The 14,576-nt window shown below is 71.8% G+C and carries 14 protein-coding genes; 7 read left to right on the forward strand and 7 right to left on the reverse strand.

Annotated features, from left to right (window positions below; genetic code table 11):
* Nucleotides 1–91: 91 nt before the first annotated feature.
* The gene (locus tag AB0F40_RS10660) at nt 92–1,021 is read left to right on the forward strand and encodes a sugar-binding domain-containing protein (protein ID WP_357466483.1); all 930 of its coding nucleotides are present in this window, start codon (nt 92–94) and stop codon (nt 1,019–1,021) included.
* Between the two features lie 35 nt (nt 1,022–1,056).
* Here the strand turns inward: AB0F40_RS10660 and AB0F40_RS10665 are convergent, their stop codons facing one another.
* Together AB0F40_RS10665 and AB0F40_RS10670 are read right to left on the reverse strand one after the other, a co-directional pair.
* A complete protein-coding gene (locus AB0F40_RS10665) occupies nt 1,057–2,553 on the reverse strand; it encodes a mannitol dehydrogenase family protein (protein WP_357466485.1) in 1,497 nt (498 codons plus the stop codon).
* An 84-nt stretch (nt 2,554–2,637) separates the two neighbouring features.
* A complete protein-coding gene (locus tag AB0F40_RS10670) occupies nt 2,638–3,600 on the reverse strand; it encodes a WYL domain-containing protein (RefSeq protein ID WP_357466488.1) in 963 nt (320 codons plus the stop codon).
* A gap of 91 nt (nt 3,601–3,691) precedes the next feature.
* On the opposite strand from AB0F40_RS10670, the gene AB0F40_RS10675 reads away from it, so the two are divergent.
* Nucleotides 3,692–4,858, forward strand: a complete 1,167-nt coding sequence (locus tag AB0F40_RS10675; protein ID WP_357466490.1) for an epoxide hydrolase — start codon at nt 3,692–3,694, stop codon at nt 4,856–4,858.
* 111 nt (nt 4,859–4,969) lie between these two features.
* Here the strand turns inward: AB0F40_RS10675 and aztD are convergent, their stop codons facing one another.
* Nucleotides 4,970–6,268: a zinc metallochaperone AztD gene (gene aztD / locus AB0F40_RS10680; protein WP_357466492.1), complete on the reverse strand. Its 1,299-nt coding sequence runs from the start codon at nt 6,266–6,268 to the stop codon at nt 4,970–4,972.
* 160 nt (nt 6,269–6,428) lie between these two features.
* The gene (locus AB0F40_RS10685; protein ID WP_357466494.1) at nt 6,429–7,313 is read right to left on the reverse strand and encodes an alpha/beta fold hydrolase; all 885 of its coding nucleotides are present in this window, start codon (nt 7,311–7,313) and stop codon (nt 6,429–6,431) included.
* A 103-nt stretch (nt 7,314–7,416) separates the two neighbouring features.
* Between AB0F40_RS10685 and AB0F40_RS10690 the strand changes: the two genes are divergently transcribed.
* Nucleotides 7,417–8,019, forward strand: a complete 603-nt coding sequence (locus tag AB0F40_RS10690) for a TetR/AcrR family transcriptional regulator (RefSeq protein ID WP_357466496.1) — start codon at nt 7,417–7,419, stop codon at nt 8,017–8,019.
* Here AB0F40_RS10690 and AB0F40_RS10695 read toward each other — a convergent pair whose 3' ends face one another.
* Nucleotides 8,020–8,661, reverse strand: coding sequence for a DUF6518 family protein (locus AB0F40_RS10695; protein WP_357466498.1), 642 nt, complete (start codon nt 8,659–8,661; stop codon nt 8,020–8,022).
* Between the two features lie 234 nt (nt 8,662–8,895).
* Here AB0F40_RS10695 and AB0F40_RS10700 point away from each other — a divergent pair, with 234 nt between their 5' ends.
* From AB0F40_RS10700 to AB0F40_RS10710, 3 genes are read left to right on the forward strand one after another with little or no spacing between them, the layout of a single operon-like run.
* Nucleotides 8,896–9,765 carry a CPBP family intramembrane glutamic endopeptidase gene (locus AB0F40_RS10700; protein ID WP_357466500.1) on the forward strand — a complete coding sequence of 290 codons (870 nt, stop codon included), beginning with the start codon at nt 8,896–8,898 and terminating at the stop codon, nt 9,763–9,765.
* 9 nt (nt 9,766–9,774) lie between these two features.
* On the forward strand, nt 9,775–11,070 hold the full coding sequence (locus AB0F40_RS10705) for a histidine kinase (RefSeq protein ID WP_357466502.1): 1,296 nt from the start codon (nt 9,775–9,777) through the stop codon (nt 11,068–11,070).
* Nucleotides 11,067–11,771, forward strand: a complete 705-nt coding sequence (locus tag AB0F40_RS10710; protein ID WP_357466504.1) for a response regulator transcription factor — start codon at nt 11,067–11,069, stop codon at nt 11,769–11,771. Before AB0F40_RS10705 ends, AB0F40_RS10710 begins: the two co-directional genes overlap by 4 nt.
* Before the next feature lie 60 nt (nt 11,772–11,831).
* Here AB0F40_RS10710 and AB0F40_RS10715 read toward each other — a convergent pair whose 3' ends face one another.
* Nucleotides 11,832–12,464: a GyrI-like domain-containing protein gene (locus tag AB0F40_RS10715; RefSeq protein ID WP_357466506.1), complete on the reverse strand. Its 633-nt coding sequence runs from the start codon at nt 12,462–12,464 to the stop codon at nt 11,832–11,834.
* Nucleotides 12,465–12,467: 3 nt separating this feature from the next.
* Complete coding sequence (locus AB0F40_RS10720) at nt 12,468–13,388, reverse strand: AraC family transcriptional regulator (RefSeq protein WP_357466508.1); 921 nt, start codon at nt 13,386–13,388, stop codon at nt 12,468–12,470.
* A gap of 103 nt (nt 13,389–13,491) precedes the next feature.
* Between AB0F40_RS10720 and AB0F40_RS10725 the strand changes: the two genes are divergently transcribed.
* Entirely contained in the window at nt 13,492–14,460 is a 969-nt protein-coding gene (locus AB0F40_RS10725) for an MBL fold metallo-hydrolase (protein ID WP_357466510.1), read from the forward strand.
* The last annotated feature ends 116 nt before the right edge of the window (nt 14,461–14,576 follow it).

Genomic DNA, 14,576 nt, shown 5'->3' on the forward strand with positions numbered 1-14,576 from the left:
CAGAGTAGTTGGGTATGCTCAGGTGAGCAAGACCCTCCGCTCAATAGTCGCTCAACTGTTCCCGCTAGCGCCTGCGGGAGTGAGGACGCAGGTGACCCAGAACGAGTCGAACCTCATGGTCGAGGTGAGCACCGACTACTACCTCGACGGCAAGTCGAAGGTCGAGATCGCCCGGGACCGCGGCATCTCCCGCTTCCAGGTGGCCCGCCTGCTCGCACAGGCGCGCGACCAGGGCGTGGTCCGTATCGAGATCACGCCGCCGCGCGTCGACGGCGAGCGCGGCGCCCGGCTCGCCGCCCGGCTCGGCGTCGGCGAGATCCTCATCGCCGCCAGCGGCGAGGACACGACGACCACCCGGGAGAACGTCGCCGTGGAGCTCGCCCACGCGGCGCGCGCCCACATCACCGAGGGTGCGACCGTCGGCGTGTCGTGGTCGCGCACGGTCGAGGCGGCGGTGCGGCACATCGGGCGGCTCCCGCAGTGCGACGTCGTCCAGCTGGTCGGGGCGCTGCCCGTCGAGGGCAGCGGCAACTCCCTCGCGCTGATCAACACGTTCGAGCAGATGCCGGGCGTGCGCACGTGGCCGGTCTGGTCGCCGCTGCTGGTGGCCGACGCCGCCACCGCGGCAGGCATGCGCCGTCAGCCGGAGATCGCCGACGCGCTGGCCCGGGCCGATCACCTGGACGTCGCGATCGTCGCCGTCGGGCACTGGTCCGAGCGCACCTCGACAGTGTTCCCGCAGATCAGCGCGCACGAGCAGCAGGCGGCCACCGATGCGGGCGCCATCGCCGAGTGCTCGGGCCGCCTGTTCGACGCCGAGGGGCGCCCGGTCCGGACCAGCCTCGACGAGCGAGTGGTGGGCGTGACCCTCGAACAACTCGCCGCGACTCCCCAGGTCATCGTGATCGGCTACGGCTCGGCCGTCGCGCCGGGCCTGGTGGCGGCGGTACGCGGCGGCGTCGCCGACACGCTCGTGGTGGACGAGGCAGCGGCCACCGCCCTGGAACACCTCCTGGACTGACGCCCGCCGACCCCGGGGGATCGGCGGGCAGGCGGTCAGGGGCGGGAGACCAGAGCCTCCACCGTCGCCTCGGCGCCCTTGTCGTGCAGCGAGGCCAGCGCGGCCGTGTACGCGGCGGTGAACCGCTCGTCGTCGACCAGGTCGCCGAACAGCTCGCGGTCGCGCAGGAAGGCCAGCGGGTCGGTGCGCTGCGCGAGCGCCGCCTGGTGCAGCCGGTCCGCGAGGCGGTCGACGATCTCGATGGGTTCGCCGGCCTCGTCGACCCCCTCGTCGTAGCGGGCCCAGGACGCGACGACGAGCGCGGCGTGCTCGATCGGCCCGCCGGTCGCCAGGTGGTGCCGGACGACGGGGAGCAGCCACTTCGGGATGCGGTCCGACGACTCGGCGCACAGGCGGGCCAGGGTGTCCGCCACGTGGGGGTTCGCGAACCGCTCGATCAGGGTGCGCTTGTACAGGTCGAGGTCGATACCGGGCACGGGCTCCAGCGTGGGCGTGCCCTCCGTGTCCATGTAGCCGAGCAGGAACCTGGCGTACACGTCCTTGCCGGCGACCTCGTGCGCGTACCGGTAGCCGGCCAGGTAGCCCACGTAGCACAGGGCCTGGTGGCTCGCGTTGAGCAGGCGCAGCTTCATCAGCTCGTACGGCTCGACGTCGGCCACCACCTGCACGCCGGCGTCCTCGAACGGGGGCCGGCCCGTGGGGAAGCTGTCCTCCAGCGCCCACTGCTCGAACGGCTCGGCCACGACGGGCCAGGCGTCGTCGATGCCGAACCGCTCGGCCACCATCGCGCGGTCGTCGTCCGTGGTGACGGGCGTGATCCGGTCGACCATAGAGCTCGGGAACGCGACGTTGTCCTCGATCCAGGCGGCGAGCTCCGCGTCCTTCGCCCGGGCGAACGTGGTGAACGCGCGCCGCGCGACCTCGCCGTTGCCCTGGATGTTGTCGCAGCTCATCACGGTGAACGGCGGCACGCCGCGCTCCCGCCTACGTCGCAGGGCCTCGGTGACCAGCCCGAAGGTCGTCGAAGGGACGGCGCCGTCGGCCAGGTCCGCGCTGACGGCCGGGTTGTCGAGGTCGAACTCGCCCGTGACGTGGTGGATGTTGTACCCGCCCTCGGTGACCGTGAGCGACACGATGCGGACCTCGGGCGAGGTCATCTTCTCGAGCACCGCCTCGGGATCGTCGGGGGCCAGCAGGTACTCCTTGATCGACCCGATCACGCGCGCCTCCAGGCGGCCGTCCGGGTGCTTGAGCACCATGGTGTAGAGGCCGTCCTGCGCCGCGAGCGCATCGCGCATCCGGGCGTCGCCGGGGAGCACGCCCACGCCGCAGACCGCCCAGTCCATGGCCTTGCCGTCGGCCATGAGGCGGTCGAGGTACATCGCCTGGTGCGCGCGGTGGAACCCGCCCACCCCCAGATGGACGATCCCGGTGGTCAGCCGCGCCCGGTCGTACGTGGGCACGGTCAGTTCCGCACCGGTCGGCGCGGACGCCACCAGGCTGCCCACGGTCGCATCGTCGAGTGCCGTCATCGTGCTCCTCCGCCGCCCTTCAGACTCCGTTGATCCATTCGCCAGATTAACAGATGAGCAAGGGCGCGTTCACAGATGAGCGCGTCACTGCCGCGAGGTGCTCGAGACCGCCGCGGCGTACCGCCGGGAGAGCGCCGCCAGGTGGTCGACGAGCCCCTGCGGCTCCCGCACCGTGAAGTCGAGCCCGAGCATGCCGATCCACACGGCCACGGTCTCGAAGCTGTCGCCGCCGGTGACCAGCACGCTGGTCGCGTCGTCCAGCGGCTCGACGGTGCCGACCGCGGGGTTGATCCGGGCGAGCACCTCGGCGGCCGGCGCGTGCACGAGGATGCGGGCGTGCACCGCCCAGCCCGTCCGGGCCACCTCACGGACCACGAACTCGGTCAGGTCGAAGGGGAGATCCCCGGGCGCGAACCGCCGTCCGCCCGGGGTCCGCAGCTCCAGCCAGTCCACGCGGAACGGCTGCCATCGACCCGAGCGGACGTCGCGGCCCACGAGGTACCAGCGGCGCTGCCAGGCGACCAGCCGGGCCGGCTCCACCTCCCGCGGTTCCTCGCGGTACCAGCAGTGCAGGCCCTGGTGGTCGCGGATCGCGGCGGCCAGCTCGGTGAGCAGCGCCGGGTCGACAGCGGGGTCCTCGACGTTGCTGTCGGTGTTGACGGGGCCGGCGCTCGTGGCGTCGCGCAGCGCGGCGACCTGGCGGCGCAGCCGGTCGGGCAGCACGTGCTCCAGCTTGCCGAGCGCGCGGACGCTGCTCTCCTCGATGCCCGCGACGGCGCCCGCTGAACGCAGTCCGACGGCGATGGCCACCGCCTCTTCGTCGTCGAGCACCAGGGGCGGTAGCTTGCCGCCCGCACCCAACCGGTAGCGACCACCCGGACCGCGGACGGCGTCGACCGGGTAGCCCAGGTCACGCAGGCGCGCGACGTCGTTGCGGACGGTGCGGCCAGTGACGTCGAGCCGGGCGGCGAGCTCGGCGCCTGGCCACTCGGGGCGGGACTGCAGCAGCCCCAGGAGGGCGAGCAGGCGCCCCGCCGTCGTGCTCATCACGGCCCCTCTCGACACTCTCGGAAATTGCTCCAACCCTGATGAGGATAGAGGAACGAACTGTTCCTGAACCCCTCGTAGTGTCACAGACATGGAGACCACGAAGAACACCCAGGACACCATCGCCGCCGAGATCCACCCGTTCCGCGTCGAGGTCCCGCAGGCCGACCTCGACGACCTCACCGACCGCCTCGCCCGCACCCGCTTCGCCCCCGCCGCGCCGGGCGACTCGTGGGACTACGGGACGCCCGAGTCCTACCTGCGCGAGACCGTGGAGCAGTGGCGCACCGCGTTCGACTGGCGTGCGGTCGAGGAGCGCGCCAACTCCTTCCCGCAGTTCCGCACCGAGATCGACGGGCAGACCGTGCACTTCCTCCACGTGCGATCGGCCGAGCCCGGCGCACGAGCCCTGGTCCTGAGCCACACCTACCCGGGCTCGTTCCTCGAGTTCCTCGATCTGATCGGCCCGCTCACCGACCCCGTCGCGCACGGTGGCCGCGCGGAGGACGCCTTCCACGTCGTGGTCCCGTCCACCCCGGGTTACGGCTTCAGCACCCCGCTGAGCGAGCCGGCCGACGGCGGGAGCTGGACCATGGCCCGGGTCGCCCGCACCTTCGACACGCTGATGCGCAGGCTCGGCTACGAGTCCTACGGCGCCCACGGCAGCGACGGCGGAGCCATGATCGGACGCGAGCTGGCCGTGCTCGATCCCGAGGGCTTCCTCGGCTCGCACGTGCTCCAGCTCTTCTCGTTCCCGTCCGGCGCGGAGGGCGAGATGGACGAGTTCGGCCCCAAGGAGTTCGCCGCCCTGGAGCACATGCAGTGGTTCCAGAGCGTGGGCGGGTACAACGCGATGAACGGCTCGCGGCCCCAGACCATCGCCGCGGGGCTCAGCGACTCACCCGTGGCGCAGCTCGCCTACAGCGAGCTGTTCGAGAACTTCGGCAACGGCACCAGCCTGGTCTCCCGTGACCAGGTGCTCGCCCAGGTCAGCCTGTACTGGCTCACCAACACCGCGGCCACGGCGGTGCGCTACCACTACACCGAGCAGCGCTCGGGCGCCGAGCCCGTGGTGAGCACCGGCCGGATCGGCGTCGCCGTCTTCGCCGACGACTTCCAGACCATCCGGTCGCTGGCCGAGCGTGACAACGCGCGCATCGAGCACTGGGCGGAGTACCCGGAGGGCGGCCACTTCGCCGCCCTGGAGGTACCGGAGCTCGTGGTCCAGGACCTGCGGACGTTCTTCGCCCGGGCCTGAGCGCGCCCCTCGCTGGTCGAGCTTGTCGAGACCTGGATCTCGACAAGCTCGATCAGCGAGAGGACCGATCAGCGGGGCGTCAGCGGGAGGCGCGGTCCGCGGAGCCCGCGGTCAGTGGTCCTCGCCCTCGCCTTCGTGCTCGTGCTCGTGCTCGTCCTCGTGGGCGTGCGGCTCGCCGCCCGTCACGCCGTTCAGCTCGTTCGGCGTGACACCGAGCTCCGCCGACTTCCACACCTCGCCCGACTCGACGTCGACCGCGTGGATCGAGTCGGTCGCCGGGTCGGTGACGTACACGGAGCCGTCCAGGGCGAGGATCGCGGGGCGCGGCTCCTGCCACTCGACCGGCTCTTCCCACTCGTCGATCACCGGGATCGACTTGGTGATCTTCGCCGTCTCCGGGTCGATCACGTGCACCTGACCGTCCGTGCCGAGCACCAGGGCCTCACCGTCGTCGCCGCGCGCGAGCGACCGGAAGGTGTACGACGACGGCAGCTCGACCAGCTCGAGGTTCCCGTCGCGCGTGTCGATCAGCGAGACCTGCGTGGGCCGCTCCAGCTCGGCGTCCTTGTCCGTCTTGTAGTCGCCGAGGACGATCGGCGACGCCTCGGTGCCGGCCTGGTTCCCGATGCGGCCGTAGCTGTCCGGCGCGTCCACCTTGGTGATCTTGCCGTCCGCGTAGAGCAGTGCGCCGTCCTGGCAGCCGATCAGCACCGCCTCGTCAGCGGCTACCGCCTCGCCGTGCACGCCGGGGCAGTCGTCGGACGCGGCGATCTCCTTGCCGTCGCCGTCGAGCACCCGGATGCCCGTCGCGCCCTCCTCCGTGCCCTCGGAGACGACCAGCGTGTCGTCGGTCAGCTCGACCGCCACCCCGTGATGGGCCGACGGCGTCGTGTGCTCCCGAGCCGCGGCGTCGGCGTCGGCCACGTGCTCAGAGTCGACCACGCGGACCAGGCCGGTGCCGTCGTCGAACAGGGCGGTGCGCCCCTCGTGAACCACGACATGGCCGGGCTTGGCCGCCTCGTAGGCCACGTCCGTGAGCGTCGGCTCGGCGGTCCAGTAGTGGGCGTGGTCGCCGTGCGCCTCGGCCCAGCTGCCGAGGTCGAGGGCGCGGAACTCGCCCGCGGTGGAGACCATCAGGTGACGCTCGTCACCCGCGGGGTTGAGCCGGTTGAAGCCTTCCAGCTCGATGTCGCCGACCGGCTCGAGGCTCATCGCGTCCAGGACGAGCACGCCGCCCTTATAGGTGACGGCGACGCGCGGCGTGCGCGCCTGGGCCTCGGTGGCCTCCGGCGCCTCGGCCCCGGCCGAGGCGGACTCCGAGGCGGTGCCCGAAGCGGTGTCGCCGCCGGCCGCGCAGGCGCTGAGGAGGAGCAGGGAAAGGGCTGCACCGAGGCCCGCCGCGGTGCGCATGGTGTGGTTTCTCATCGTTGGTCGGGCAGCCCGGTCAGGACCGCCCGCTCCTTCCGTCTAGAATGACAATCATTCTCGTTACCAGGACAGAGTGAACCAGAGATGAGAACGATTCTCAAACATGAGGTGACAACCACACCCTCGTCACCGCTCCGAGGGCTCACCGGTCGAGTCGTACCGCCGTGTCATGCCGGGCCAGGAACTCCACGACCCGTGCCGTGACCTGGTCCGGGACCTGGCCGCGCACGCCGTGCCCGCCCGGGTAGACCTCTACCTCGGCACTCGGCAGCCGCTCGGCGAGGCGCCGCTGCGCGGCTACCGGATCCGACACCACCGACTCACCGCCATAGATCGCCAGGAGCGGCGGGGCGAACGACTCCAGCTCGGCATCCTTGAGCGGCCGCGCCCAGCCGGCCGCGAGCCGGTATCCCTGGCTCGCCTTCGCGTTCGCCCGCTCGACGTCGGTCATGGTGACGCCGGGCGTCAGCCACTCGCCCATCCTGCGCCAGCCCTCGTCCGTCGTGTTGCCGCCGAAGCGGATCACCTTCAGCAGCGCGCGCCACGGCGTCCTGGCGATCACCCCGTTGGGCTCGATCAGGGACACGCTCGCCACCCGGTCGGCCGCGTGCATTCCCGCCAGGGTCGCGTGCCAGGCACCCGACGACTCCCCCAGCACGTGGACGCGATCCAGCCCGAGCCCGTCCAGCACCTCCGCGAACCAGGCGCCGTAAGCGGCGTCGCCGGCCAGCGGGGCGGTCTGCACGCTGCGCCCGGGCGCGCCGATCGTGTCGAACGCATGGACCGCACGGTCCCGCACCAGCCCTTCGATGATCGAGTGCCAGTGCAGGCTCGTGGCGAGCAGGCCCGCCAGCAGCACGAGCGGCACCCCGTCGCCGGCGCCGGACCGGCGCACGTGCGTGGGCCCGAACGAGGTCGGGACGTCGGTCAGCGCCGCCGGTACCGGCCAGAGGCCCGCCATCGCCTCGTACGTGCGCAGGTACGCCTCCCGCGCCTCGTCGCTCTTGAACCTTCCGATCCTGGCCATCGCGCCACCTCCGTCGTCTTGGTGGTACGAACATATCATCTATCATGGTTCATACGTACCAAGAAGGCCCGGACGGGCGCACACGACGAGAGAGCGGGACCGCATGCCGAAGCTGGCCGACCACGATCAGCGACGAACGCAGATCACGAGCGCCGCGCGCCGGGTCATCGCCAGGGACGGCCTGGGAGCGGCCACCTTCCAGTCCGTCGCCGGAGAGGCCGGCATCTCGGTGCGGCTGGTGCAGTACTACTTCGGCACCAAGCAGAAGTTCCTGCTCGCCACCCACCAGGCGGTGGTGGCCGACGCCGGTGTGCGGTTCACCCGTCGGCTCAGCACCCTCGGCGCCGAGCCGGCCCCCCGCGACGTGATCCGCGCGATCCTCACCGAGCTGCTCCCGACGGACGCCGACCGGCGACAGGACACCATCGTCCTCAACACGTTCCACGCCGCTGCGCTGACCGGCCCCGACGTCAGCGCGGAGGACACGCTCGGGGCGCCGCGCTTCCTCGCCCGGACGATCGCGGAGCAGCTGCGGCGGGTCCGCGAGGACGCGGCACCGTCCGCCGGGCGGGCGGCCGACCTGGACGCCGAGCTGATCGTGGCCGGCGTCAGCGGGCTGGCCCAGACCCTCCTCGTCGACGACGGCGCCGGGGAGCGCGTGGACGAGCTGCTCGACCGGCTCCTCGACCGGATGGTCGAGGCCTGATCAGCCCAGGTTCGAGTAGGCGACCACGAACACCGTCGCGACCACCGCCGTACCGCCGATCGCGAGCCCGACCGGCAGCGTCCCCCGGATGCGGCGCACGAGCAGGCCGGCCACGAGCGCGAGGCCGGCGGCGGCGATCAACGACCAGTAGACGGGACTCGTCGTCTCCCCCACGACCGTGAGCCCGTAGACGGCTTCCCCGACACCGATGCCGGCCAGGAGCGCCGCGCCGAGGGCCGCCCGGACACCGGTCGCACGCAGCCACGACGCCGCGACCCCCACGAGCGGACCGGCCGCGAGCCCCACGGCGGAGAACAGGAGCGGGTCGTACCAGAGACCTCGCAGCTGGGACGCCACCGCGTAGCCGAGCACCAGCAGGACGAAGCTGACGGCACCCAGCAGGGCGGCCGGGCCCGTGCGCGCCCGGGACCAGAAGACGAGCAGCGCGGTCAGCACCGTCCAGCCGCTGGCCGAGTTCGCGAACGACCTGAGCTCGCTCGGCAAGGCCCCCTGCGCCCAGGAGGTCGCACCACCCAGCAGGATGCTCAGGAGCACGACGGCCCCGATGCGCACCGCCAGGCGGAAGGTGCCCGTCGGTACGGTCGACGTCTCGATGCTCTGGATGCTCGGTGCCGTGATCATGCAAAGAACGTAACGACCCCGCGCCCCTCGGGGCATCGGTCCATGGTCGGACCGCGTCATCCCCAGGGTGGACGCCGGGCAGCTGGTCCCTCAGGGGCAGCCGCTCGTTCACCGGGCCATCCCCCGGGAGAGCTACCCGACCTGCTTGCCGGCGGGTGACTCGCCCGGACGCGCGCGCTCCTAGCGTTGTTGCTGGTCGCAGAACCGTGCGGCCGCACAACGACGGAGGCCCTCATGAGCACGACAGCCACGACACCTCGACCGGATTCCGTGGGCGACGCCCGCGGTGGCCCGATCGGCCGCTTCCTGCGGTTCCCCCTGGCCTGGATGCTGATCGGCCTGGTCGGGGTCGGCGTCGTCGCCGGGCTGACCGCACAGAGCGAACCGGTCACCGTGATCCCAGTGCTGGGCGCCGCACTCGCGGTGGTCGTCTACTGGGCGGTCATGCGCTTCGTCGCCCGGCGCCGCACGCCGGAGATCGCCGGTCGCCGGGCCGTGCCGGAGGCGCTGTTCGGCGCCGCCATCGGGCTGGGCTTCGTCGCGGGCTCGGCCTCCATCATCACCGCGCTCGGCGGCTACTCGTTCACCTGGGCCGACGTCGACGTCCTGGCGGTGGTGGCGCCGGTGCTCGCCATCACGTGCGGCGTCGCGGTGACCGAGGAGCTCATGTTCCGCGGCTTCGCGGTGCAGGCCCTCGAGCGGCTGCTCGGCAGCTGGATCGCGCTGCCGACCACCGCCCTGTTCTTCGGCCTGATGCACCTGCTCAACCCGGGCGCCACCCTCTGGACCTCGATAGCGATCGGGATCGAGGCGGGCGGCCTGCTGGGCGCCGCGTTCCTCTGGCGACGCAACCTCTGGTTCGTCATCGGGCTCCACTTCGCGTGGAACACCACCGTCGCCCTGCTCGGCATCACGGTCTCGGGCCACGTGGCTCCGGGGCTGCTGGCCGTCGACGTGTCCGGCCCGATGCTGCTGACCGGCGGCGCGTTCGGCATCGAGGGGTCGCTGGTCACCGTGACGCTCGGACTGCTGCTCGCCGTACCGATGCTGCTGCTCGCCCGACGCCGGGGCACGCTGGTACCGGTTCGCCGTCCCCGCCCGTAGGCTCTGGCCGTGCCCGCCATCATCGCAACCGACCGGGCCCCGCGCCTCCGCTCGATCATCGGCCGGTGGCGGGTCGGCCGCCCGGCCGTCCGGGACGGTGTGCTGGCGGCGGTCCTCGCGGGGCTCGGCTTCGTCCCGACGCTGTCGACGATCGGCGTGGAGCTCAGCGACCTGCCCGAGCGGCCGGCGGACGCGCTGGCCGTGACGCTGCTCCTCGCGCAGTGCGTGCCCCTCGCGATCCGCCGCCGGTGGCCGCTGGCCTGCCTGGCGATCATCGGCACCGCGTTCGCTCTGGACCAGGCGCTGTCCTACCCGTCGACGTTCGCGAGCGTCGGCCTCTATCTCGCGCTGTACGCCGCCGGGGCGTACCTGGCCCGATGGCGCCGCGTCGTCGCCGCCCTGGCGACCGTCGGCTACCTCGCCCTTGCGGCCACTGTGGCCGGCCTCGGTTCGCCCAACCAGCTCCCGGACTTTCTCGCCTTCTACCTCGCACTGGTGGTGATCTGGATGGCCGGCACAGGAATGCGCCGCTGGCGGGCCGAGGAGCTCGAGCACCGGCGTCTGGCAACCGCCGTGGCGACGTCGGACGAACGAGCCCGGATCGCCAGGGAGCTGCACGACGTGGTGACCCACCACGTGACGGCGATGGTGGTCCAGGCCGACGCCGCGCAGTACCTCCTGCCCGCGACACCGGACCGGGCGGGCGAGGGCCTCGCCGCCATCAGCGGCACCGGCCGCCGTGCCCTGACCGAGCTGCGGTACCTGCTGGGCGTGCTCGAGGCGACCGGTGAGTCGGCGCCGACGGACCGGGCGCCGGCCCTCGGCCGGGTGGGCGACCTCGTCGAGCAGGCCCGCCAGGCCGGCCAGCCGGTGGAGTGGACCGAGGACGGCGAACAGCGGCCCCGGCCCGACGCCGTCGAGCTGGCCGCCTACCGGGTGGTGCAGGAGTCCCTCACCAACGCGCTCAAGTACGCGGCGGGGCGGCCGACCGCCGTCCGGGTGCGGCACGTCGACGAGCACCTCGAGATCGAGGTGACCACGGAGGGACCGGCCGTGCCGGCCCCGGTGCCCGTCGCCGCGCCGGCCGGTGCGCCGGCTGCGGCGGCCGCTCCCGCCGCGCCCGGTACGGCCGTCAGGCCGGTCACACCGGTCCCGCCGGTCGCGCCGCCCGGGGGCCGTGGTCTCGCCGGGCTCCGGGAACGTGTCCGGGTGCTCGACGGCGACCTGCAGGCCGGCCCGCTGCCCGGCGGCGGGTTCAGCGTGCGCGCCGTGATCCCTTCCAGCCCTGCCAGGAGCAGCTCATGACCGTCTCCCCGACGGACGCACGACCCCCGATCCGCGTGCTGGTCTGCGAGGACCAGGAGCTGGTCCGGGTCGGCTACGTCACCATCTTCTCCGCGCAGCCCGACATGGACGTCGTCGGCGAGGCGGCGGACGGGCGCTCGGCCGTCGAGGCGGCGCTCCGGCTGCGCCCCGACGTGGTGGTCATGGACATCCGGATGCCCGTGCTGGACGGCATCGAGGCGACCCGGCAGATCGCGGGCCCGGACGCCGAGACGCCGGCCAGGGTGCTGATGGTGACCACCTTCAACGTCGACGAGTACGTCTACCAGGCGCTCCGCGCCGGGGCCAGCGGGTTCCTCCTCAAGGACTCTCCCCCGGCCGAGCTGGTGGGCGCCGTCCGGACGATCGCTCAGGGTGAGTCCCTGCTCGCCCCCACCGTCACGCGCGCCCTCATCGGCCGCTTCGCCGAGCGACTGCGCCCGACCGACACGTCCCGGCCCGCCAGGGACGAGATCGTGCGCAGCCTGACCGCGCGCGAGCTCGAGGTGCTCGGGCAGCTCGCCGCCGGGCTGTCCAACGCGGAGATCGCCGGGGAGCTCGTCATCACCCCGGAGACGGTGAAGACGTACGTGTCCCGGATCCTGGCGAAGCTCGGCCTGCGCGACCGGGTGCAGGCCGTGGTGCTCGCCTACCGGGTAGGCCTCGTCTCACCGGAGGCGTAGCACCGCCGTCCGCCGGTGGTGCCTCTCGAAGGTCGCGGATCAGGTACGTCCGACGCGAGCTCACGGGACGTCCATGTCGCTCCGGACGGGCTGCCGGAGGATCGTCCGCTGCTTCTCGGGCGCGACCCGGCGGAGGTCGCTGAGGTAGATCTCGTGGTGCCTGCCGACCATCCGGAGGCCGTTGCCCGGGATGAACTCGTCATGCATCCGCGCGAGCACGTCGGCCTCGTCGTCGAACGTGCCGACGTGCAGCGTCTGCACGCAGCTCCCTTCGGAGAGCGGCTCGAGACGGACGTCGTCGAGCCGGGCGGGGCTGCTCTTCGCCCGGACCTGGCCGACAGCGGCGGCGTACAGGTCCTGGTCGATCCAGTCCGGCTGCATGATCATCAGGGTCCAGCTCCACCGCGACTTGTCCCGCGCGGCGGTGAACGAGTCCATGTCCTCCGCCCACCACTGCCCTTCCAGCGGCATGACGACGAAGTCGCGGCCGAGCTCCCGCTTGCCGGCGAACTTGAGGGTGTACGCCAGCGGATAGAGCGTCTCGACCGCCTCGGTGAAGGCGGGCGAGGTGTTCGGGTCCCCGTGGCCGTCGATCATGAGGTACTGCAGGTCGGGCACGTCGAGGATCCGGAGCTCGCCACGCTTCGCGCGATAGGAGTCGAGGCTCTTCTTGAAGTCAGCCTTCTCAGACATGCGTCAGACCTCCCTGGTCTCTGCGGAAGACCGCCGGAACCGGCCCGGTGCGACGCCGAACTCGCGGCGGAAGGCGTTTGCGAAGGCGAACTCGGTGTATCCGACCTGCCGGGCGACCGCGGCCAGGGGCGCGTTCGTGTCCCGCAGCAGACGCGCGCCGGTGCTGAGCCTCCACCAGGTCAGGTACGCCAGTGGTGGCTGCCCGACCATCGTGGTGAACCTGCGGGCGAGGGCGGTCTTCGACATGCCCACCGCGGCACCCAGGTCCTGCACCGTCCATCGCCTGGCGGGGTCGCTGTGGATGTTGTTGAGCGTCGCCGCGATCAGCGGATCGGTCAGCGCCGCGGGCCAGCCCCGGTCGGGATGGGACGCCACTTCCTCGGTCAGCCACGCACGCAGCAGGTAGACCAGCAGCAGGTCCATCAGGGCCGGCAGTGCCGCGTCCGCGCCGGGACGAGGGTTGGCCAGGTCCGCGCTGAGCAGGTCGACCGCCGTCCGCAGGTCGTGGTGGCCCGATGCGGCCGGGAGGTGCAGCACGTCGGGCAAGGTGCGGAGGAACGGGTGCGCCTGACCGCGGTCGAGGCGGTATGCGCCGCAGAGCAGGTGCGCGCTGACGGCCGTCGGGTCGTCAGGGGCTTCGTCGGACCCGCTGGGCTGGTCGAGCGGTAGCGCGTCGATGCGATGGTCGGGACGGTCACTCATGCCGTGCGCCGACCCGTGCGGCAGGAAGACGACGTCCCCGGCATGCAGCGGTACCGGCTCGCTCTCGGGGGGAATGAGCCAGCACGAGCCGTGCAGCAGCACGTGAAAGCCAGCCCCTGGATAGTGGTCGAACCGGCCACCCCATGGCCCGGTGCGGCGGGTCCGGGCGAACTTGGTCCGCCCGATGCGCATCGTTGCGATCACCTCAGTGAGGACATCCACCGCGCAAGGCTACCGCCATCTGCCTGCTGTGCGGTCTTTTCACGTATGAATCGTCCCCTCTCAAGCATGTGAACAAGCAGATTGCCGTCCTTAGAGTCGAGCCATGAGCATTGATTCGTACGACCAGCGCACCGTCAGCACCATCGAGATCGGTGACGTCCAGGTCACTCGCGTGGTGGAGTGGCACGCGCCGATCGCCCCCGCCGAGGTGGTGTTCCCCAGCACCACGCCCAGTATGTGGCAGGCCGGCCAGAAGTGGCTCGCCCCGCACTTCTGGAACCCCGAGACCGGGCACTTCAACGCGTACATGCAGACGTGGGTGCTGCGCAGCGAGGGCCGCACGATCCTCGTCGACACCGGGATAGGCAACGACAAGGAGCGCCCGTACATGCGGCCGTGGTCTCACCTCGACACGGACTTCCTCGAACGGCTCCAGGCCGCCGGGATCGAACCGGAGGACGTCGACGTCGTCGTCAACACCCACGTGCACGCCGACCACGTCGGCTGGAACACCCGGCTGGCCGACGGCGAGTGGGTTCCCACGTTCCCGCATGCCGAGTACCTGATCCACCGAGCGGACTTCGAGTTCTGGAACCCGGTCAACGGCCACCCGAAGCGCGGCTCGCTGGGCGGGATCAGCGCAGCGCTGGGCAACCAGAACATGTTCGAGGACAGCGTGCTGCCGGTCCACGAGCACGGGCAGGCGATGCTGTGGGAGGGCTCCCGCCGCATCGACGGCAACCTGGTGCTGGAGCCGGCACCAGGCCACACGCCTGGCTCGGCGGTGCTCACGCTGGAGTCGCGAGGCGAGCGTGCGCTGTTCGTCGGCGACCTTCTCCACACCCCGCTGCAGTTCGGAACTCCCGACTGCGAGACCTGCCTGAGCGAGAACGAGGCCGCGGCGACACGGCAACGGCGCCGTTTCCTCGAACGTGCCGCCGACACCGGAGCGCTGGTGTTCCCCGCACACCTGCCCGGTCCTGGTGCCGCAGAGGTGCGGCGGGACGGCAGTGCTTTCGCGATCGAACGCTGGGCGCCGTTCACCCCGGAGACCTCCCCGAACGAACGATGACGCGGGACATCGATGAACGATGTCCCGCGTCATCACGATCGGTGGAGCTGGGGGGACTCGAACCCCCGAGATCGGAAGAGCGGGGTGTAGGGGAAGTGTGGCGACCCGGGGGGGTA

The organism is Promicromonospora sp. NPDC023987 (assembly GCF_040639055.1).
GTDB lineage: Bacteria > Actinomycetota > Actinomycetes > Actinomycetales > Cellulomonadaceae > Promicromonospora.

What these genes read in the sequence shown, in the direction of transcription:
- AB0F40_RS10700 (WP_357466500.1), top strand. Translation starts at nt 8,896, where the DNA reads ATGAGCACGACAGCCACGACACCTCGACCGGATTCCGTGGGCGACGCC.
- AB0F40_RS10710 (WP_357466504.1), top strand. Translation starts at nt 11,067, where the DNA reads ATGACCGTCTCCCCGACGGACGCACGACCCCCGATCCGCGTGCTGGTC.
- aztD (WP_357466492.1), bottom strand. Translation starts at nt 6,268, where the DNA reads ATGCGCACCGCGGCGGGCCTCGGTGCAGCCCTTTCCCTGCTCCTCCTC.
- AB0F40_RS10715 (WP_357466506.1), bottom strand. Translation starts at nt 12,464, where the DNA reads ATGTCTGAGAAGGCTGACTTCAAGAAGAGCCTCGACTCCTATCGCGCG.
- AB0F40_RS10670 (WP_357466488.1), bottom strand. Translation starts at nt 3,600, where the DNA reads ATGAGCACGACGGCGGGGCGCCTGCTCGCCCTCCTGGGGCTGCTGCAG.
- AB0F40_RS10695 (WP_357466498.1), bottom strand. Translation starts at nt 8,661, where the DNA reads ATGATCACGGCACCGAGCATCCAGAGCATCGAGACGTCGACCGTACCG.
- AB0F40_RS10725 (WP_357466510.1), top strand. Translation starts at nt 13,492, where the DNA reads ATGAGCATTGATTCGTACGACCAGCGCACCGTCAGCACCATCGAGATC.
- AB0F40_RS10665 (WP_357466485.1), bottom strand. Translation starts at nt 2,553, where the DNA reads ATGACGGCACTCGACGATGCGACCGTGGGCAGCCTGGTGGCGTCCGCG.
- AB0F40_RS10690 (WP_357466496.1), top strand. Translation starts at nt 7,417, where the DNA reads ATGCCGAAGCTGGCCGACCACGATCAGCGACGAACGCAGATCACGAGC.
- AB0F40_RS10675 (WP_357466490.1), top strand. Translation starts at nt 3,692, where the DNA reads ATGGAGACCACGAAGAACACCCAGGACACCATCGCCGCCGAGATCCAC.
- AB0F40_RS10685 (WP_357466494.1), bottom strand. Translation starts at nt 7,313, where the DNA reads ATGGCCAGGATCGGAAGGTTCAAGAGCGACGAGGCGCGGGAGGCGTAC.